The 18,780-nt window shown below is 59.1% G+C and carries 18 protein-coding genes; 2 read left to right on the top strand and 16 right to left on the bottom strand.

Features of this window, described 5'->3' with window-relative positions:
- Positions 1–45: 45 nt before the first annotated feature.
- Positions 46–780, bottom strand: a complete 735-nt coding sequence (fnr, locus tag JOE29_RS07920; protein WP_003316840.1) for a fumarate/nitrate reduction transcriptional regulator Fnr — start codon at positions 778–780, stop codon at positions 46–48.
- 152 nt (positions 781–932) lie between these two features.
- On the opposite strand from fnr, the gene JOE29_RS07925 reads away from it, so the two are divergent.
- Complete coding sequence (locus JOE29_RS07925; protein WP_024662695.1) at positions 933–1,400, top strand: hypothetical protein; 468 nt, start codon at positions 933–935, stop codon at positions 1,398–1,400.
- Positions 1,401–1,414: 14 nt separating this feature from the next.
- On the opposite strand, the gene hemN is transcribed toward JOE29_RS07925, so the two are convergent.
- From hemN to ccoN, 12 genes are all read right to left on the bottom strand, one after another.
- Positions 1,415–2,797: an oxygen-independent coproporphyrinogen III oxidase gene (gene hemN / locus JOE29_RS07930; protein WP_044313302.1), complete on the bottom strand. Its 1,383-nt coding sequence runs from the start codon at positions 2,795–2,797 to the stop codon at positions 1,415–1,417.
- A 95-nt stretch (positions 2,798–2,892) separates the two neighbouring features.
- On the bottom strand, positions 2,893–3,576 hold the full coding sequence (locus JOE29_RS07935) for a sulfite exporter TauE/SafE family protein (RefSeq protein ID WP_032662653.1): 684 nt from the start codon (positions 3,574–3,576) through the stop codon (positions 2,893–2,895).
- The gene (gene ccoS, locus JOE29_RS07940; protein ID WP_044313301.1) at positions 3,569–3,772 is read right to left on the bottom strand and encodes a cbb3-type cytochrome oxidase assembly protein CcoS; all 204 of its coding nucleotides are present in this window, start codon (positions 3,770–3,772) and stop codon (positions 3,569–3,571) included. Before ccoS ends, JOE29_RS07935 begins: the two co-directional genes overlap by 8 nt.
- Positions 3,751–6,225 (bottom strand): heavy metal translocating P-type ATPase, encoded by a 2,475-nt coding sequence (locus JOE29_RS07945; RefSeq protein WP_210079296.1) that lies wholly within the window; start codon positions 6,223–6,225, stop codon positions 3,751–3,753. Before JOE29_RS07945 ends, ccoS begins: the two co-directional genes overlap by 22 nt.
- Positions 6,226–6,227: 2 nt before the next feature.
- Positions 6,228–6,764 (bottom strand): FixH family protein, encoded by a 537-nt coding sequence (locus JOE29_RS07950; protein WP_024961256.1) that lies wholly within the window; start codon positions 6,762–6,764, stop codon positions 6,228–6,230.
- Positions 6,765–6,774: 10 nt separating this feature from the next.
- On the bottom strand, positions 6,775–8,187 hold the full coding sequence (ccoG, locus tag JOE29_RS07955; protein WP_099315528.1) for a cytochrome c oxidase accessory protein CcoG: 1,413 nt from the start codon (positions 8,185–8,187) through the stop codon (positions 6,775–6,777).
- Positions 8,188–8,239: 52 nt separating this feature from the next.
- Positions 8,240–8,704: a type II toxin-antitoxin system VapC family toxin gene (locus JOE29_RS07960; RefSeq protein ID WP_099315527.1), complete on the bottom strand. Its 465-nt coding sequence runs from the start codon at positions 8,702–8,704 to the stop codon at positions 8,240–8,242.
- On the bottom strand, positions 8,704–8,955 hold the full coding sequence (locus tag JOE29_RS07965) for a type II toxin-antitoxin system prevent-host-death family antitoxin (RefSeq protein ID WP_210079298.1): 252 nt from the start codon (positions 8,953–8,955) through the stop codon (positions 8,704–8,706). Before JOE29_RS07965 ends, JOE29_RS07960 begins: the two co-directional genes overlap by 1 nt.
- A gap of 125 nt (positions 8,956–9,080) precedes the next feature.
- Positions 9,081–10,058: a cytochrome-c oxidase, cbb3-type subunit III gene (ccoP, locus tag JOE29_RS07970; protein ID WP_058445925.1), complete on the bottom strand. Its 978-nt coding sequence runs from the start codon at positions 10,056–10,058 to the stop codon at positions 9,081–9,083.
- On the bottom strand, positions 10,055–10,246 hold the full coding sequence (locus JOE29_RS07975) for a CcoQ/FixQ family Cbb3-type cytochrome c oxidase assembly chaperone (RefSeq protein ID WP_003319506.1): 192 nt from the start codon (positions 10,244–10,246) through the stop codon (positions 10,055–10,057). The genes ccoP and JOE29_RS07975 overlap by 4 nt, the downstream gene beginning before the upstream one ends.
- Before the next feature lie 5 nt (positions 10,247–10,251).
- Positions 10,252–10,860 (bottom strand): cytochrome-c oxidase, cbb3-type subunit II, encoded by a 609-nt coding sequence (gene ccoO / locus JOE29_RS07980; protein ID WP_016568579.1) that lies wholly within the window; start codon positions 10,858–10,860, stop codon positions 10,252–10,254.
- Positions 10,860–12,302, bottom strand: coding sequence for a cytochrome-c oxidase, cbb3-type subunit I (gene ccoN / locus JOE29_RS07985; RefSeq protein WP_003417808.1), 1,443 nt, complete (start codon positions 12,300–12,302; stop codon positions 10,860–10,862). The genes ccoO and ccoN overlap by 1 nt, the downstream gene beginning before the upstream one ends.
- A 695-nt stretch (positions 12,303–12,997) precedes the next feature.
- Here ccoN and JOE29_RS07990 point away from each other — a divergent pair.
- Complete coding sequence (locus tag JOE29_RS07990) at positions 12,998–13,687, top strand: alpha/beta family hydrolase (protein ID WP_044313360.1); 690 nt, start codon at positions 12,998–13,000, stop codon at positions 13,685–13,687.
- A 1-nt stretch (position 13,688) separates the two neighbouring features.
- Here the strand turns inward: JOE29_RS07990 and JOE29_RS07995 are convergent, their stop codons facing one another.
- From JOE29_RS07995 to JOE29_RS08005, 3 genes are all read right to left on the bottom strand, one after another.
- The gene (locus JOE29_RS07995; RefSeq protein WP_044313294.1) at positions 13,689–14,147 is read right to left on the bottom strand and encodes a hypothetical protein; all 459 of its coding nucleotides are present in this window, start codon (positions 14,145–14,147) and stop codon (positions 13,689–13,691) included.
- A 92-nt stretch (positions 14,148–14,239) separates the two neighbouring features.
- Positions 14,240–16,873 carry a hypothetical protein gene (locus JOE29_RS08000; RefSeq protein WP_210079300.1) on the bottom strand — a complete coding sequence of 878 codons (2,634 nt, stop codon included), beginning with the start codon at positions 16,871–16,873 and terminating at the stop codon, positions 14,240–14,242.
- Between the two features lie 50 nt (positions 16,874–16,923).
- Positions 16,924–18,753 carry a hypothetical protein gene (locus JOE29_RS08005; RefSeq protein ID WP_210079302.1) on the bottom strand — a complete coding sequence of 610 codons (1,830 nt, stop codon included), beginning with the start codon at positions 18,751–18,753 and terminating at the stop codon, positions 16,924–16,926.
- Between the last annotated feature and the right edge of the window lie 27 nt (positions 18,754–18,780).

The following is an 18,780-nucleotide window of genomic DNA, read 5'->3' on the forward strand; positions in this document are numbered from 1 at the left end:
AGTTTTGGCCGACAGTTTAAGCCGACCCGCCAAAGATCGCACGTTTCAGCTTTGCATCGACCCGCCAGCCAGTGCGCACAGCTCGATGGGGGCGAGGATGTGAATCTCTTTGCCCTCGGCAGAAATCAGCTGATTTTGCTGGAACCGGGTAAAGACACGGGACACGGTCTCGACTGCCAGACCCAGGTGATTGCCGATTTCGTTGCGCGACATACTCAGGCGGAACTGATTGGCCGAAAAGCCTCTGGCGCGGAAGCGTGCAGACAGGTTGATCAGAAACGTGGCGATACGCTCATCGGCGGTCTTTTTCGAGAGCAGCAGCATCATTTGCTGATCGTCACGGATCTCACGGCTCATGACGCGCATCAACTGCCGACGCAGTTGCGGCAGTTTCGCGGAAAGCTCGTCCAGACGCTCGAAAGGGATTTCGCAGACCGACGTGGTTTCCAGTGCCTGGGCCGAGACTGGGTAAGCCTCGGCGTCCATGCCGGACATGCCCACCAGTTCGCTGGGCAGGTGAAAACCGGTGAGCTGTTCTTCACCGCTGTCACTGATATTGAAGGTTTTCAACGCCCCGGAACGCACCGCATAGACCGACTCGAAGGTGTCCCCCTGACGAAACAGAAATTCGCCTTTCTTCAGCGGGCGGCCGCGTTTGACGATCTGGTCAAGGCAGTCCATGTCTTCGGTATTCAACGAAAGGGGCAGGCACAACGGCGCGAGACTGCAATCCTTGCAGTGAGCCTGGTTTTGCGCGCGCGACTTGACTGGCTCGGACATCACTTAATTCCTTGTGGGAAATCACACATAAGCCGTAAGGGTAACTCACCCGTGCTTGTCGGGGCCAGCCTGCAAATCTGTCGGCGTCGTCAAGGTTACAGGTTGCCTGCCGATAACCACGTATTCCTTCAGCCAAGCCAGGATGCCTCGTCATGTCAACGACACTCCCGTTGATCAGCAGCATTACGATACGGACTGCGACCTCGCAGACCACCTACAGTAACGCCGAGCAAATCACTACCGAGGCGTCGGCAAGCGAGACAAAGGCCGTACAGGTCAATTTGTCGGCAGAAGGCAAGGCGGCTGCGTCATCGTCTTCCAGAAACGCTGATATCGAACAGAGCGGCCTGCCTGGTTCCGTGCAGAAGATCCTCAAGGCGATTCGCGAACTTCAGCGCAGGATCGAGGAAACCATGGAGCAGATCCAGAAGGCGCTGAATGACCCCAGCCTGAGCCCCGAGGAGCGAAGGACCAAGGCTGCGGCGCTACAGACCGTGCTCAGCACGTTGCAGGCGCAAGTGAGCAATTCCACGGCCGATCTGTCGTCGCTCATGAACAGCCTGGGCTCCAGTGACGCCGACAAGACCAAGGCGGGGATGCTGGTTCTGGCCAAAATGTAGCACCCGGCCGCAGGTCATATCACCTGGGAGAACTGCTGTCTGTTCTGCCGGGTCAGGTAAGTATCGAAGACCATGCACACTGCGCGTACCAAAAGGCGGCCTGCCGGTCTGACTTCAATGCCCGTCTCGCTCAGCGTAATCAGCCCGTCGCTCGCCATGCCAAGCAGTTGCGGCCACGCTTCGCTGAAATAGTCCCTGAAATCGATGCAAAAAGTCTTTTCGATCTCGCCGAAATCCAGCGTGAAGTGGCAGATCAACTGCTGAATGATCGCGCGCCTGATGCGGTCGTCATCGTTGCAGATCAGCCCGCGTCGGGTTGCTGGCTGGTCGCTGTCCAGCAGCCTCAAGTACTCGTTCAGGTCGCTGCTGTTCTGGCTGTACAGCTCGCCGACCTGGCTGATGGCCGAGACACCCAGGCCGATGAGGTCGCAGTGACCGTGCGTGGTATAGCCCTGAAAGTTGCGCTGCAGGGTCAGGTCTTCCTGAGCGGTGGCCAACTCGTCGTCGGGCAGGGCGAAATGGTCCATGCCGATGTAGCGATAACCGGCGTTGCCCAATTGCTCGACGGTGCGCTCCAGCATCAGCAGTTTGCTTTCTGCATCCGGCAGGTCTGCCACGTCGATGCGCCGCTGCGGCATGAAGCGCTCGGGCAGATGCGCATAGTTGAACACCGACAACCGATCGGGCTGCAGATCGATGACCTTGTCCACGGTGTGGCTGAAGGTTTGCGGATTCTGTGTGGGCAGACCGTAGATCAGATCAATATTCACCGAACGAAATTGCAGCGTGCGCGCCGCTTCAACGATTGCGCGGGTCTCTTCCAGGCTCTGCATGCGGTTGATCGCCCGCTGCACCGTCGGGTCGAGGTCTTGCACGCCCAGGCTGACCCGGTTGAAACCCAGCTCGCGCAGCAGCCCCATCGTCGACCAGTCGGCTTCGCGAGGATCGATCTCGATGCCATAGTCGCCGGAGTCGTCGTCCAGCAGGTTGAAATGCAAGCGCAGCTGCGCCATCAAGCGGCGCAGTTCGTCGTGACTGAGAAAGGTCGGCGTACCGCCGCCCAGATGCAGTTGCTCCACCAACTGACCGGGCGCCAAGTGACAGGCGAGCATCTGTATCTCGTGCTCGAGCCGTTGCAGGTAGGCCTGAGCGCGTCCGCGATCCTTGGTGATGACTTTGTTGCAGGCGCAGTAGTAGCAAATGTTCGCGCAGAAGGGCAGATGCACGTAGAGCGATAACGGACGTGACGCCTTGCGGCTTTCGCGCAGCGCGTGCAGCAGGTCGAAGGCGCTCACTTGGGTATGAAACTGCACCGCTGTCGGATAGGACGTATAGCGCGGTCCGGCCACATCGTAGCGATGGATCAGGTCTGAATCCCAACGAATGGCGTCAAGCATGCGCGCGTTTCCCGGTCCGGCTGGCGATATCGCGAGCATACGCAGGAGGCGGAGGGTCGGCGTTGATGTGGATCAAATGGCAAGAGTTGCCGGCCTCAATGCCCCATCAGCCAGTGCTGATGTGGGCCTGGCAAGGTCCAGATACCGAAGACCATCACCAGCAAGCCTCCCGCCATGCGCACGCCACGTTTGCGCAGCAAAGCCGTGGTGCGTTCGGCAGCCAGGCCGGTGGCCAGCAGAACGGGCCAGGTGCCCAGCCCGAAGGCCAGCATCAGCAGTGCACTGTCGAGAGGGTTGCCCTGGCTGGCGGCCCAGAGCAGGGCGCTGTACACCAGCCCGCAGGGCAGCCAGCCCCACAGGGCGCCGAGCAACAAGGCGCGCGGCACACTGGACACCGGCAACAGGCGACTGGCCAAGGGTTGCAAATAACGCCACAGGCCTCGGCCTAGACGTTCTATATAGGTCAGTCCGCTCCACCAGCCGGCCAGGTACAGCCCCATCATGATCAGCAACACGGCGGCGACGATGCGCAAGCCCGTCGCCAGCGGACTTTGCGCCACAGCCCAGCCGACCAGTCCGGAACACAGGCCGGCTGCGACGTAGCTGAGAATGCGCCCCAGGTTGTAGGCCAGCAGCAAACGAAACCGTCGGCTGCGCTGTTCCTTGGGGATGGCCAGCGTCAGGGCGCCCATCAGGCCGCCACACATGCCCAGACAGTGGCCGCCGCCGAGCAGCCCGAGAATGAACGCCGAGAACAGCATCGAAGCGAGTTCAAACATCGCGTTTCTCGTCCGGGCACGGTTGGGGAGACTCAGGCGGGGCATGCTCGACAGGCGGTGTGTCGTCGAACAATATGCTGTGTGCCGGACCGTCCATGTCGTCGTACTGACCGCTGTCCACTGCCCAGAAGAACACGTAGATCGCCACGCCCACCAGCAACAGAGCGGCAGGAATCATGATGTAAAGCGCGGGCATGAAACCTCCGGGGCAGATGGGGAAACGGGCGCACGACGCGGCAGGCGGGTCAGGCGCAAGGCGTTGAGTACCACAGTCAGCGAACTGAGCGACATGCCGATCGCCGCCCACACCGGAGTGATCCAGCCCAGCGCCGCGAAGGGCAGCATGAGGCCATTGTACAGACCGGCCCAGAGCAGGTTTTCGATAATGACGCTACGCGTGCGCCGGGCCAGATTCAGCGCGTCGATCAGCACCGGCAAACGGTTACACAGCAGCACGGCGTCAGCGCTGGTTTTGGCGAGGTCGGTGGCCGAGCCCATCGCCACACTGATGTCGGCTGCTGCCATGACCGGTACGTCGTTCACTCCGTCACCGATCATCAGCACCTTGCGCCCCTGAGCCTGAAGCTGGCGCAGCACCTCTAGCTTATCGTCCGGGCGCATGCCGCCACGCGCCTCGTCGATGCCCAGCGCCTGCGCGACACGGTCAACCATCGGCGAGCTGTCACCAGACAAAAGCAGCGTCTTCCAGCCTCGCGCCCGGCACGCGTGTAACAGAGTGCCTGCATCCTCGCGCAGTCGGTCGTCCAGTACCAACCATGCGAGTGGGCCCTGCGTATCCCCCAACAACAGCCATTGGCCGGAACGCTCGGTTGGCAAGGGTGTTTCAGCGCCGCTCAGCGCACAGACGAAAGCCGCCTCGCCGATGCGCAGCAGATGCCCTTCAACACGACCTTGCAGGCCCAGTCCCGGGGTGCTGAGCACCTCTTCGGCAGCCTTTGGCGCTCGACCGAAGGCGCGGGCGATGGGATGCTCGGAGCGGTTTTCCAGGGCTGCCGCCAGTTCCAGGCAGCGATTGGCGTCCAGCTCGCGCAGCGGGTGAATGCCGCGCAGCGTCAGGCGCCCTTCGGTCAGGGTACCGGTCTTGTCGAAGATGACCGTATCGATCTGGTTGAGGCCTTCGAGCACATGACCCCGGGTCAGCAGCAGACCAAGGTTGTGCAGCGTGCCGGTCGCCGCAGTCAATGCAGTCGGCGTCGCCAGCGACAGTGCGCAGGGGCAGGTAGCGACGAGCATGGCCAAAACGATCCAGAACGCGCGCGATGCGTCCAGCTGCCACCAGATCACTCCGATCAGCGCGGCCGCGATCAGCGAAAGCAGCAGAAAGGTCTGTGCTGCACGGTCGGCGATCTGCGCGAGTCGGGGCTTTTCTGTCTGCGCGCGTTCGAGCAGTCGGACAATGGCCGAAAGACGGGTTTCGTGGCCCAGCGCCGTCACGGCAACGGTCAGCGGGCTTTCGACATTCAGCGTTCCTGCGGTGACCGCATCGCCTACACTGCGCATCTGTGGCAGGTATTCGCCGGTCAACAGCGATTCATCGACACTGGAGTGACCCTCGAGGATTTTGCCATCGGCCGGTATCACTGCACCGGGCTGCACCAGCACCCGATCAGCCAGGTGCAGTTCGCTGAGCATGATGCGCTGGCTCTGGCCGTCATCGCTGAGGCGCAGGCATGAGGCGGGCAGCACGTTGACCAGTTGGGCTGTGGCCGCCGCCGTGCGCTCGCGAGCCCGGCGTTCCAGGTAACGTCCTGCCAGCAGGAACAGCGCAAACATGCCGACTGCATCGAAATACAGTTCGCCAGCGCCGGTGACGGCGGTCCAGATCCCTGCGGCGTAGGCCGCGCCTATTGCCAGCGACACGGAGACATCCATTGTCAGGTGACGGCTGCGCAGGTCGCGCCACGCGCTGCGAAAGAACGGCGCGCAACTGTAGAAGACGATCGGCGTGGTCAGAAACAGCGCCACCCAGCGCAGGATGGTGTGCATCTGCGGGCTGAGGTCGATATTGAACTCCGGCCAGGTGGCCATGGTTGCCATCATGGCCTGAAACCACAGCAGGCCGGCGACGCCCAGTTGTCGCAGCGCCAGGCGATTGTCACTCGCCATGCGCTCGGTAGCGCGGTCGGCCTGCCATGGATGGGCGACATAGCCAATCGCGTGCAGTTCGTTCAGCAATTGGCTGAGGGCAAGCTGGTCGGCGTTCCAGCGCACCAGCAGGCGATGAGTGGACAGGTTCAGCCGCGCTTCGGTCACCCCGGGCAATCGCCCCAGGCGTTGCTCGATCAGCCAGCCGCAGGCCGCGCAACTGATGCCTTCGACAAGCAGGGTGGCCTCTGAGAGGTCGCCGTCGTGGCGCACGAACGGCGCCTGTACGTCGGGGCGGTCGTAGAGCGCCAGTTCATCGAGCAATTGGCTGGGCAGGCTTTCCGGGTTGGCCGAGGTTTCACTGCGATGGCGGTAATAGTTGTCCAGACCGCTCGCGACGATGGCCTCGGTTACTGCCTGGCAACCGGGGCAGCACAGCTGTCGGGTTGTACCGAGCACCACCGCGTTGAAATGGCTGCCCGCCGGAACCGGCAGGCCGCAGTGGTAGCAGTGCAGCGGAGCGGGGGAGGAGGGCCTGGCCACGTTCAGTCTTTCCGGCGTTGCGCGGCTTGCAGGGGCTCGTCACCCAGGGTCACGTCATTGGTGCCGATCTGTTCTTCCTCGAACAGGCGCCAGGTCTGCTCGCCTTCGACACCCAGCAGTTCCACAAAACGCCGACCGTTGACCTTGTCCTGCAACTGACCGATGTAACGGCCTGGTTCGGACGGGCTGCGGGTCAGGAACACCCGGCGGTCACTGTCAGGGCGCGTGGGCGAAATCAGGTTGAGTTCCAGACGCTCCGGGTTACTGTTGCCGCTCAGGCGCAGTTCGACTTCGCCGGTCAGCTCATCCATTTTCAGGCGCGCGTGCAGCTTGAGGGTCTGGGCGAGCACTTCACGATTCAACGAGCGATTGATGCCTTTGCCGGCCTCGTAATAGTTATCGGTGACCAGCGGATCCGGGTGGGTCACGGCGATGAACACCATCGACAGGCTCAAGGTCACCGAGCCGGTCAGGATGGCGATGATGATCCATGGCCATAGGTGCCGATACCAAGGGCTTGCAGCAGTCGCAGCGGGCATGACGGGGCTCTTAACGAATAGGTGGGCCAAGAAAGCGGCTTTGGGTCTCGACCTGTGTATCGCTGTCGATGTCCTTGAGGGTAAAGGTTACCTCGTTGCTGTGCGACGGTAGTTTTTCCGGCGCGCTGGACAGCTCCACCGGCAGGCTGACGATTTCACCCGCCGGGACGCTGATTTCCCGACGGCCCTGCAGTTTCAGGTCGGAAAGGCCGCTGGCCTGCAGGACATAGGTGTGGTCCACCTGATCCTTGTTCATCACTTTCAGGCTGTAGACGTTTTCGATCCGGCCCTCGGCGTTTTCCCGGAACAGCATGCGGTCCTTGCTGACCTCCAGGCCCACCAGCGTACGCATGCAGAAAGCAGCCGTCAGCAGCGCAATCATCAGCAGCAAGACCAGCGCATAACCGATCAGGCGCGGGCGCAGGGTGCGGGTGCGTTGCCCGGCAAGGTTGTGCTCGGTGGTGTAGCGAATAAGGCCGCGAGGGTAATCCATCTTGTCCATGACCGTATCGCAGGCATCGACGCACGCTGCACAGCTGATGCACTCCACCTGCAGGCCGTCACGAATGTCGATGCCGGTCGGGCAGACCTGCACGCACATCGTGCAGTCGATGCAGTCACCCAGCCCCAGTGCCTGAGGATCGGCTTCCTTCTTGCGCGGGCCTCGGGCTTCGCCACGATTCTGGTCGTAGGAGATGATCAGCGTGTCCTTGTCGAACATCACGCTCTGGAATCGCGCATAGGGGCACATGTAAATGCATACCTGTTCGCGCAGCCAGCCGGCATTAAGGTAAGTGGCCAGGGTAAAGAAACCGACCCAGAAATAGGCCCAGCCATCCGCCTGGCCCGTGAACAGATCCACGCACAGCGTGCGAATGGGCGAGAAATAGCCCACGAAGGTCATACCGGTGGCAAACCCGATCAGCAGCCACAGGCTGTGTTTGGCGAACTTGCGCAGCATTTTGCCGGCACTCATAGGGGCATGGTCGAGCCTGATTCGCTGGTTGCGGTCGCCTTCAGTCACTTTCTCGCACCACATGAAGATCCAGGTCCAGACACTCTGCGGGCAGGTATAGCCACACCAGACCCGCCCGGCATAGACGGTGATGAAGAACAACCCGAACGCTGCAACGATCAGAATGCCGGACAAGAGGATGAAGTCCTGCGGCCAGAACGTTGCGCCGAAGATGTAGAACTTGCGTTCCGGCAGGTTCCACCAGACCGCCTGATGCCCGCTGCGACTCAGCCAGACCGTGCCGAAAAAGATCAGCAGCAACAGCGCGCCGCCGAGCATCCGCACATTTCGAAACAGGCCTTTGAACGCGCGGGTCTGGATCTTCTCGCGCGAAGCATAGAGGTCGGTGAATTCGCCGCCTGTTTCGGATGCCGGGGTGATGTTGTGTACTGGAATCTGTTTGGTCATCGATGAGTCCAGCGGCAGTGGCTTGGCCCCGACCGATACAGGTCAGGCAGGTTCACATCCGCGTTGAACGTGATGCACGTGAATAAGCGGCCGCTTCTTCATTCAACTGGCTGACCCAGGGATTGAGCAACGCGACCCCGCACGACTGAAAGTCCATTGTGTTGCGTGTGACCACGGTCATGCCATGTACCAGCGCAGTGGCGGCTATCAGCGCATCGCATTCGCTGCGCGGGTCGGGAACGTGCAATTGCGCGCAGCGCCTTGCGACCTGGGTGTCGACTGTCAGGATACGCCCGGCGAATGCCTTCAATACATGCTGGTCGAGCCACATTCGCAATACTGCGCCTTGTGTCGGGTCGCGGCGTTCGATGCGCAGGATACCTGTTTCGAGTTCAAGAATCGTGATGGACGAGATGAACAGGCTGGAGGCCATCTGTGTTCGCGACCAGCGCAGCACGTTGGCGTCTGCAGTGCGCTTTCTGAGCTCTGAAACCACGTTGGTGTCGAGCAGGAACATCAGGACAGATCAACCTGTCGGGGCGTGATCACGGCGCGCTGAGGCTCGAACTCGATATTGATGTCAGTGGGCATTATCAGCATGTCGGCGATGCTTGACGCACTGCCGGTCAGCTTCAGGTAATCCTCGATGCAAAGCAGCACATGGGCCGGGCGGCCGCGGTCGGTAATGAACACCGGGCCTTCATTAGCCGCTTTCTTGGCCCCGCTGGTGTCCTGATTGAATTCACGGCTGGAGAGGGTTGTGGTCATATGCGCTACTTCCAGAATGAGTAGACAGAGTGTCGTGGTCATGATCGAGTCTAGTCATGTAGAGATGTAACTACAAAGAATTTGTTCTTTCAGAATGCTACAACCCCAGGCTGACCGGAGCCCTGTCATCTGGATTCGGCTGGCTGCTCCTGGCGGGACAGGCTGTAAACATAGGCAGCCAGAATATGAACCCGGTCATTGCCTTGCAATGCTTGCTGAGCAGGCATCTGGCCCTGGCGGCCATCACGAATGGTCTGCTGCAACTGAGCGAAGCTGGAGCCGTAGATAAACGCGTTGGGGTGGGTCAGGTCCGGCGCGCCGAGAATCGGCATTCCTTTGCCCTCTGGCCCATGACAGGCAACGCACAGGCTGGCGAAGGTCTTCTGTCCTGCCACCGGGTCAGCCTTGGCATCCTGCGGTAGCGCACGCGCGTCCAGTTGCGTCAGCACATAGGCCGCCACATCGCGAACCCCTTGTTCGCCAAGCACTCCGCCCAAGGCCGGCATCACGCCCATGCGCCCGGCGAGGATAGACGTCTTGATCGCCTGCGCATCGCCGCCCCAGCGCCAGTCGGCATCGGTCAGATTGGGAAAGCCATAGGCGCCTTTCGCGTCAGAGCCGTGGCAGACCGAGCAGTTGGACGCGAACAGGCGTGCGCCGATTTTCAACGCCTGCGGGTCTTTCGCCACTTCCTCGACGGGCATGGCGGCGTACCTGGCAAACAGCGGCCCGTAGCGGGCTTCGGCGTTTGCGACTTCCCGTTCCCATTCATGGACACTGGTCCAGCCTTGCTGGCCGTCGGAGAATTGTGTTTTGCTGTCCTGGTCCCGGTATTCATAACCGGGCAGCAAGCCCTGCCAGTTGCCCAGGCCCGGGTACAGGAGCAGATACCCCAGGGCAAAGACGATGGTCGCTACGAATAGATAGAACCACCATCTGGGCAGCGGGTTGTCGTACTCCTCGATACCGTCGAATGTATGGCCGACGGTTTCATCCGTGGGTTCGTCGGGCTGACCTTTGCGCGTGGACACCAGCAGCCAGAGCATGGCGATGAGGGTGCCCAGGGTCAGGACCGCGACGTAAAGGCTCCAGAACGTGCTCATGACCGGCCTTCCCGTTCAGCCTTGGCATCTTCGACCTTGCCGATGGCCTCGGGGTCATCCGCGAAAGGCAGCAGGGTCGCGTCGTCGAAGTCTGCCTTGCGGGCAGGGCTGAACACCCAAAGCATCAGGCCGATGAACGCCACCATCACGACCAGTGTGCCGAGGCCTCGAATCATTCCGATGTCCATCATGATCACCGTTTGCTCCTGATGAGCGTGCCAAGGCCTTGCAGATAGGCCACCAGCGCGTCCATTTCGGTCTTGCCCTGCACCGCAGCCGCCGCACCGGCGATATCCGCGTCGGTGTAAGGGGTGCCGAGGGTACGCAGCACCTGCAGTTTTTTTGCAGTCTGCGTGCTGTCGATTGTCTTCTCGGCCAGAAACGGATAAGCCGGCATGATCGACGCCGGGACCAGGTCGCGCGGATTGTTCAGGTGTACCCGGTGCCACTCGTCCGAGTAGCGACCGCCGATCCTTGCCAGGTCCGGCCCGGTGCGTTTGGAGCCCCACAGGAAGGGATGGTCCCAGACACTTTCGCCTGCCACCGAGTAATGCCCGTAGCGCTCGGTTTCGGCGCGCAACGGGCGGATCATCTGCGAGTGGCAACCGACACAGCCATTGGCGATGAACACATCACGGCCTTCCACCTCAAGCGCGCTGCGTGGCTTCATGCCCTCGATAGGCTGGTTGGTGACGTCCTGAAAGAACAGCGGGACGATCTGCGTCAGCCCACCGATGCTCACGGCAATCACCATGAAGAAGGCCAGCAGGCCGATGTTTTTTTCCAGCGCATCGTGCTTCATCAATGCGCTCCTGCGACTGCGATGCGGGTGGCCGCTGCGGCCGCCTGCGGGTCAGAGGCACGTATCGTACGCACGACGTTGTAGGCCATCAGCAACATGCCGCTGGTGAAAATCGCGCCGCCGATGGCCCGCACGATATAGCCCAGGTGGCTGGCCTGCATGGTTTCGATGAAGGAGTAGGTCAGCGTGCCGTCGTCGTTCACCGCGCGCCACATCAGGCCCTGGGTGATGCCATTGACCCACATCGAGGTGATGTACAGCACGGTACCGACGGTCGCGAGCCAGAAGTGCGTGTTGATCAGGCTGACGCTGTACATGTGCGGGCGGGCGTAGAGTTTCGGAATCATGTGATAGACCGACCCGATGGTAATCATCGCGACCCAGCCCAGGGCTCCGGCGTGGACATGGCCGATTGTCCAGTCCGTGTAGTGCGAAAGCGAGTTGACGGTCTTGATTGCCATCATCGGGCCTTCGAAGGTCGACATGCCATAAAAGGCCAGCGAGACCACCAGAAAGCGCAGTATCGAATCGGTCCGCAATTTATGCCACGCGCCCGACAGCGTCATCATGCCGTTGATCATCCCGCCCCAGCTGGGGACTAGCAGAATGATCGACATCACCATGCCCAGCGACTGCGCCCAGTCCGGCAGGGCGGTGTAGTGCAGATGGTGCGGGCCGGCCCAGATATACAGGGTAATCAATGCCCAGAAATGCACGATGGACAAACGATAGGAGTAGACCGGGCGCTCGGCCTGTTTGGGCACGAAGTAATACATCATGCCGAGAAAGCCGGTGGTCAGGAAAAACCCGACGGCATTGTGTCCGTACCACCACTGGATCATGGCATCGGTCGCACCGGCATACGCCGAATAGGATTTGAACAGGCTGACCGGCAACGAGATATGGTTGACGATGTGCAGCATGCCGGTTACGACGATGAACGCGCCGTAAAACCAGTTGGCGACGTAGATATGCCGGGTGCGGCGTTTGACGATGGTGCCAAAAAACACCGCCGCGTAGGCGGCCCAGACGATGGCCAGCAGAATCGCCACCGGCCATTCGAGCTCGGCATATTCCTTGGTAGTGGTGTAGCCCATCGGCAGGGTCACGATGGCACCGACAATCACGGCCTGCCAGCCCCAGAAGGTAAAGGCCGCCAGACCGTCGGAAATCAGCCGCGTCTGGCAAGTGCGTTGCACTACGTAATAGGAGGTGGCGAACAGCGCGCAGCCGCCGAAGGCGAAGATCACCAGATTGGTGTGCAGCGGGCGCAGGCGTCCGAAGGTGGTCCATTCAAGTTCCAGGTTCAGCCCTGGCCAGACCAGCTGCGAAGCAATGAACACGCCCAGACTCATGCCGACCACACCCCAGACCACGGTCATGATGGCAAACTGGCGCACCACGGTGTAGTTGTAGGTTGTCGGACTGATTGTTGTGCTCATTGCAGACTTCCACGATTCAGAGGGTTACCGCAGACGTAATCGGGCCAGGGCGATGCAGTGCTGGAAATGGCATCGAAGCACACCGAAAAGGCAGGGGCAGGAACAGACAGGCACATCAACGAGCGTCAAAGGGTTGCGGCAGACGCGTGTTGGCGAGTTTAACTTTGAAACAGGGGTGTGGGAAGTCGCAGGCTCTGTACGAAAAGTGGCTGTGTTTGGTGATGCTGCGTTGAAAGCAGGCTCAGAAGGTATTCCGCACCCCGTTGCAGGGTGCGGAGTTCACGCATCGCCGCTGGACTGCAATACAGCGGTGGCGATCTTCGCGTACAGACGAGTTGATCAGGACTCGCGCAAAGACTGTCACGTCTATTCAGTCGGCAGTAACACCTGTCATTGCCCAGCAAGTTGGCCTGAGCAGGCATATGACTCTGGTGACCGACTCAGCGGTGTTGTTGCACGTGTGCGCGTCCAGTGCCGTCAATGAAACCGCCCGGCGGTGTCGAGTTTGGGGCGCTCATTGTCTCGGTGCTTGACCTTGTGCACCTTGACAGATTACCCAGGCAGACCTGAATGGTGGCTGTCCGACGTGGCAGGGCATGCCGATGCGCCGTGCGCTCGCGATTCGTGCAGGATTCGCGACCCTGTTCGCCGTTATAGTGACGGGCTACTTTGCGACCCACCTGAATGAGGCAACCATGAGCAACGGCTTGAAGCCCGATATCGGTCAGGATCAATGGCTGCAGCTGGTCAATGAAAGAGGCAGGCTGTGGACGCCCGCGCAACCTGCGGATGCGCTGGACACACCGACCCTGCTGCTGGCGCATGGTGCCGGCGCACCCATGGACAGCGACTTCATGAACCGCATGGCGGCTGATCTGGCGGCGCAAGGTATCAGCACCCTGCGCTTCGAGTTCCCCTATATGGCGCAGCGGCGTCAGGGCGGCAGCAAGCGCCCCCCCAATCCACAAGCGCAACTGCTGGAGTGCTGGAGAGAGGTGTTCGCCTGCGCCCGTGCTTACATCCCCGGACGTCTGGCGATCGGCGGCAAATCAATGGGCGGGCGCATGGCCAGCTTGATCGCCGATGAGCTTGAGGTCGATGCGCTGGTGTGTCTGGGGTATCCGTTCTACGCCGTTGGCAAGCCAGAAAAACCACGCGTGGCTCATCTGGCCGAACTGAGGACGCCCACGCTGATCGTTCAGGGCGAACGCGACGCGCTGGGCAATCGCGAAGCAGTAGAGCGCTATGCATTGTCCAGTGCCATCCGGCTGCACTGGTTGCCGACTGCCAATCACGACCTAAAGCCACTGAAGGTCGCGGGTATCAGCCACGAGCAATGCCTGGCTGAATCCGCGAGAGAGATTGCCGGGTTCCTGCGCGGCTGAGTCACCGGCAATACAGGTCGAAGGCGCCGTCGGTCACATCAAGGTTAATGGATGACATATTGAAACTGAACACGCCCCTTATCCGCAGTGTGCAGGGGTTGGCTTCAAGCAGCACCAGCCGGCCGCCCTGGAAATGCGCCGAGTGGTAGACGGTGTTCTTCCGGTGCAGCGTTTCGGTGTAGATCACCTTGATCTGCTCATGATCGATAAGGTCGTGGCCGCCAGGCTCGAGATCGCGATCCAGAAACAAGCCGATGGAGGTTCGTCGGCTGCCCACCTTGCCATCGGCGATGACCTGCCATATCCAGTGAGCGGGGGCCTGTTCCAGCTCCGATCTCAGTGTCAATCGACCTGTCAGTGAGGACGTCCTGAAAGGTTGTGTGTTGATGCTCGCGGCAAAGCGGTCTTCGAGAACAACAGGGTGGACGCAGCGTTGGCGTGAGGGAGTCGGTCGGTGCATGGGCTGGCCCTGAGAAGCTCCTGAAAACGACGACAGGGCGTTACACCTTTAGCGCAACGCCCTGCCGTATTAACAATGGGTTCAGCAATCGATCATCTGATGCCTACGCCAAGACTGGAATTGTGACTCTTCAGTTTGAAGTTGCCGCCAGTGACCATATTTTTCACGTAATACCAGTTCCATCCGCCGATACCGGCGCTTGAAACAGTCGACGACCAATAATTGCCTTTGCCCATCGGCCAGCGATTGCCATACAGGGCGTGGATATCCACCAGCTCGTGGATGGTTGGAATCCTCGCGCCGTTGTTGCCCGCGTTTTTGCTGATCTGAGAAAAGCTGCCGCTGCCCAGGCCGATGCAATGGATGACGCCGGTGACGGTCACCGTGTACTGCTTGCTCGCGCCCAGCGCATCGGTCGCAGTAATGATGGCCGTGCCTTTGCCTCGAACCGAGGTCAGACCGTTGTTCTCCACTTTCGCGACCAGCGGGTCGCTCGAAGCGTACTGATAGGGTGCCTGTCCGCCACTGGCCTGACGCAGAAGGGTGGTGTCGGACGGGAAGTTCGGCAACAGGTCCGGCGAGCCCGGAAGCAGATACACCTTGCCACCCAGAGTGACCGGCGAAGTGTCCAGCACCAGCTCGGGCTGCGCCGCCAGAATCTGCAAGGCCAGCGTGCCGGATACCTGAACCAGGCCATTGACGCGATTGACGACATAAGAAACCGCCACCGTCTGCCCGGCGTTTGCCGTCACCAGCGCCACAGCAAACACTACCTCCAGCGTCTTGCCCGCGTCTGCGCCAGTCAGGGTTTTTTCCCGGGTGTCGTTGCCGTTGGGCCCTTGCCACTGTGTGATGACCTGGTCGCCCGCTTGCAGATTGGCGACGGCGTCGATCACCACGGTTGCACCGGATGAAGCGTTGGCCGGGTCGAGCGTGGTGCCGATGGCTTCTTTCAGGGTGGGGGTGGGGAGGGGCAGTGCCACCATCTCACGGATAGTAATTGCTGATTTCTCCGATTCAGCAATTCTGTCTTCGTGTTGTACCGTATACCAGACCTGGACCAGCCTGTTTAAATTGGCATCTACGTACAGTTTAGGAATGCGGAACACGGTTTCCCTGTTGACGGTGCCGGAATTAATAACGGTGTAGGTGCCATAGGTACCCTCTGCGTCAACGCCTTCCCAGTGAATGGTGACTTTGTCTCCCTCAGCCATTGCGCGATAAGGCGACACGCGAACAATGGCTTCGAGTGGTACATCGGCCGGGTCGAGAATGCCGTCCGCACTCAGCTTATCTACGACAGGAGCTTCCAGCGGAGTGCTGTTATCCACGTCCACGAGCAACCGTAGTGTGGGCGATTTGAAGAACGCTTTCGCGTAGGTGGTTACGGTGTAGTAAACCTCAAGTGAGCCGCCTGCCAATGCACCAACCTTTTCATCCGGGATCAAATACTCGATGCTCTTGCCGATATCATCGGCATTCAGGTTTTTAACCTCCTGATGCATGACCGTCTCACCGTTAGCAGTTTTGCCAATCCATACCAGGTTGATGTCGTGGCCGTCTGCCATAAAGTAGTAAGGCGGCACCTGAGTGATCACATTGTGACTATCAGGGTTCAGAATTCCATTGGTGACGCCTTGGACATGTGGCAATGACAGCTGCTGCGGTTGGCCGAGTACTGCGAGTGTCAGACTTTTTGAGCGCAACGCCTCGCCAGTGTCTTTGATCACTGTGTATTTCAGGCGTGCCCGACCCTGTGCGATGGGGTGGAACTGTTCATTGGGGATAAGAAACTCTACGAAGCTGCCAGGTATCTGAACCACTTTTGATGCGGTGAAGGACTCCAGTTGAATGCCTTCTGCAGTATTACGCTCCATCACGAAGTTTATGATGTCACCGGTGGCGATACTGGCATGTGACAGCACGAGCGCTTGAACATCTGCGCCGGCCAGCTTATCGAGGTCAAGCTCCATGTTGGGCGCCTGCGGGGCGATGGGGGCCTGCAGGCTGGAGTTGCCAGCTTCGACTGTGACATAGGCTGGGAAAGAGAAGCGGGACCAGTTATTGACGATATCCCTGACATCGTACCGGACAACAATATTTTCCGAGTCCCCTGCTTCGATAATGATCTGCTTGTCGATACTCACAGTGACCGGTTTACCAAGCTGGTCTGCTGTCAGAGGAGGATGTTCGACTCTGATGCCGTGCCAATAGATAAAAATCGAATCACCTGCAGCCATATTTTCGTAAGCGTCGAGGGTAACGCTTACCCCCTCAGGTGAGGTGATCACGCCAGACGGGTTGACGGTCGGGATGTCGAGCTTTTCATTTTCGTAGGGTGTGGCTGGGTCGGGATCCCGACCACCGGGGATTTCCAGTTTGACGACTATTTTGTTAACAGGCGAATGCTCCTGAATATTGGAGGGGAACGGTGTATAGAGATAGTTGACATCAGTAAGGCCTGACTGGACCCAGCGGGTATCCACATACAATGAAAAAAAGCCATTGGTGTTCGGTGAGTCTGAAGAATGTGTGTAGGTATCAATAACCTCATTGTGTGTGCCCCAGAACAGGTCGATCCGGTCTTTTGGTTTGAGGTTGATAGGGCCGATCAGTATTTCTATCGACTTGGCCGGATCTGCTACGTCAACATCGCCAATGCCTTGAGGGTTATAGCTCAAGGGCAGTGGAACAGGCAGTGCAGGTAAGGTCTGTAGTGTATTCATGGATGTTCTCTTTTTCGTGTTTAACGATAAATGGCGAAGTTCAGGCGAGGTCAAATTCTGCAGAGTCCACCGACACGCATATCAACGTAGGCGCTGGCGCGTTTCGAATTACCTTGGCCCATACTGCTTCTTACCTGGAAGCTGATCTCGGCATGCCCGTAACAGTGCTGGTTCAATACAGTGCGGGGCACCAGAATATTAACGCCGTTTTGGACCTCTTCCTGAGTGAGGGCCGGTGACGTGACTGACCATTCGAATTTTTTATCATCGCCCACCAGCTCGTTGTAGGCTTCATAGGTGAAGACAATGACTTGTCCTGGGGCCATATTTAAATAGGGTTGGATAAAAATGGGGGCGCCTTGCGCACTGTTTTCAAAGGTGAGCGTGCCGTTGGCAGACAGCGACATAAATTGCGGCGCTTCTGGTCCGTCCGGGCCACCCGGTAATTCATTTTTTGAACGCACGATCAAGCCCTGCTCTGATGACGTGGAGAGATTGGGATTACCCTCGGTTTTGACGGTGTAATAAACTCTGATGTCGTTTCCTGTGCCCACGGCGGTGAACTTACTGTTCAGCGCAGTGAGCAACAGCGTACGGCCGGCCACGACGTCGCTGTTGGTGAGCGTGTAGGGTTGTTCCAATACCTCTTGGCCGCCCCAAAAGACCGTCAAGATCTGATTGGCCTTAAAGAGAGGGTTCCAGTTAACCAGTACGGTGGCGTCAAGCTCAAAGTCGTTCTCATCAATAAAGTTGTCTTCATTGCTGGGCGTGCTGCTGCTACCTTTGATCGTCGGTTTGTCGAGAATGCCGGGTACGGGCAGCTCGATGTTGACAAGCACCTCAAGCGGGTCTGAAGTACCGGTAACCTGTCCGTTTCTAATGACGTCATACTTGATATCGCGCAGACCATTCTGAGCCTGTTCAATGATCAGATACGGGACATCAAAGAACAGAATGAAAGGCTCGTCCAAGTCCTCCACGGCAATAGCGGCAGGCCCTAACTCTTCAGAACCCCAGCGCAGGAGAATCTGATCGCCTTCCATCAAAAAGGACGAGAAAGGAATTTTTACCTCGACGCTGGCCATGGCCTCTGCGTAATCAATCACGCCGTCGTTATTATCAATAACCGGAGCAGGCAGGCCGGGCGTCACTTCGGTCAGAAACAGAGGGATGGTAATCTTCTGAGACTCGGCAGACGTGTTGCCGGCTCGGTCCGTCACCGTGTAATAGGTTGCACCTGCAGGGCTGCCGAGAGCAGTAAGAAACTCTTGGGTAAACAGGATTTCGATCGCTTGACTTTCATCTTCCAGACCGTTCAGTTCAAGCTCTGGACCGGGCACGTTTCCCCAATAGGTTTTGATAACGTCGCCGCGATTCAGTCCCGAATATCCGAAAATGCTACCGGTCAATACACCGCCCATGGACTGAAGCTCTTCAAGTGTCAGGCCATCTTTGGCCTCAGCCGGAAAATCCATGTAACCCAGTTGATGGGCGCCCGGAGCGGTGCGGTCGACAATAAGCGTTTTGATTTGGGACGATTGCTTCGCACCACTGGGATAACCGATCGTCATGTAGTCAAGTTCGTACGCGCCGTCGTCTTTCAGTTCGGTGTCGACGGGGATGGTCAAGCGTAATAGCGTTCCGACCGGTGGCAGAGGTATCAGTTGGCCTGCTAAACCAACTTCATCGCCATTCAATCGCAACTGGTAAGAGTCTTGATGCCTGGCACCTTCCCAGACTGGAAATTCGACGATGATGTCATTGGCAAGGTCGGCTGTTTTTATAAGTCCGTCCACTTCGTCTGCGACAGGAACAAACGGTGGTATGAGCGTCGGTTCTTGATTGGGGCCGCGTGTGTAAAAAGTATTTTTTTGACGCATGTCGAAATTCCTCTATTTAATTTTTAT

Origin of the sequence: Pseudomonas sp. PvP009, from assembly GCF_017832995.1 — a bacterium.
Taxonomy (GTDB): Bacteria; Pseudomonadota; Gammaproteobacteria; order Pseudomonadales; family Pseudomonadaceae; genus Aquipseudomonas; species Aquipseudomonas syringae.

Excerpts from the sequence above, each read along its gene's own strand:
- JOE29_RS08000 (WP_210079300.1), bottom strand. The coding sequence starts at position 16,873 with ATGAATACACTACAGACCTTACCTGCACTGCCTGTTCCACTGCCCTTG.
- JOE29_RS07965 (WP_210079298.1), bottom strand. The coding sequence starts at position 8,955 with ATGACCACAACCCTCTCCAGCCGTGAATTCAATCAGGACACCAGCGGG.
- JOE29_RS07950 (WP_024961256.1), bottom strand. The coding sequence starts at position 6,764 with ATGCCCGCTGCGACTGCTGCAAGCCCTTGGTATCGGCACCTATGGCCA.
- JOE29_RS07990 (WP_044313360.1), top strand. The coding sequence starts at position 12,998 with ATGAGCAACGGCTTGAAGCCCGATATCGGTCAGGATCAATGGCTGCAG.
- ccoP (WP_058445925.1), bottom strand. The coding sequence starts at position 10,058 with ATGAGCACGTTCTGGAGCCTTTACGTCGCGGTCCTGACCCTGGGCACC.
- JOE29_RS07935 (WP_032662653.1), bottom strand. The coding sequence starts at position 3,576 with ATGTTTGAACTCGCTTCGATGCTGTTCTCGGCGTTCATTCTCGGGCTG.
- JOE29_RS08005 (WP_210079302.1), bottom strand. The coding sequence starts at position 18,753 with ATGCGTCAAAAAAATACTTTTTACACACGCGGCCCCAATCAAGAACCG.
- ccoG (WP_099315528.1), bottom strand. The coding sequence starts at position 8,187 with ATGACCAAACAGATTCCAGTACACAACATCACCCCGGCATCCGAAACA.
- JOE29_RS07975 (WP_003319506.1), bottom strand. The coding sequence starts at position 10,246 with ATGGACATCGGAATGATTCGAGGCCTCGGCACACTGGTCGTGATGGTG.
- JOE29_RS07960 (WP_099315527.1), bottom strand. The coding sequence starts at position 8,704 with ATGTTCCTGCTCGACACCAACGTGGTTTCAGAGCTCAGAAAGCGCACT.
- ccoN (WP_003417808.1), bottom strand. The coding sequence starts at position 12,302 with ATGAGCACAACAATCAGTCCGACAACCTACAACTACACCGTGGTGCGC.
- JOE29_RS07925 (WP_024662695.1), top strand. The coding sequence starts at position 933 with ATGTCAACGACACTCCCGTTGATCAGCAGCATTACGATACGGACTGCG.
- fnr (WP_003316840.1), bottom strand. The coding sequence starts at position 780 with ATGTCCGAGCCAGTCAAGTCGCGCGCGCAAAACCAGGCTCACTGCAAG.
- ccoO (WP_016568579.1), bottom strand. The coding sequence starts at position 10,860 with ATGAAGCACGATGCGCTGGAAAAAAACATCGGCCTGCTGGCCTTCTTC.
- JOE29_RS07995 (WP_044313294.1), bottom strand. The coding sequence starts at position 14,147 with ATGCACCGACCGACTCCCTCACGCCAACGCTGCGTCCACCCTGTTGTT.
- hemN (WP_044313302.1), bottom strand. The coding sequence starts at position 2,797 with ATGCTTGACGCCATTCGTTGGGATTCAGACCTGATCCATCGCTACGAT.
- ccoS (WP_044313301.1), bottom strand. The coding sequence starts at position 3,772 with ATGCCCGCGCTTTACATCATGATTCCTGCCGCTCTGTTGCTGGTGGGC.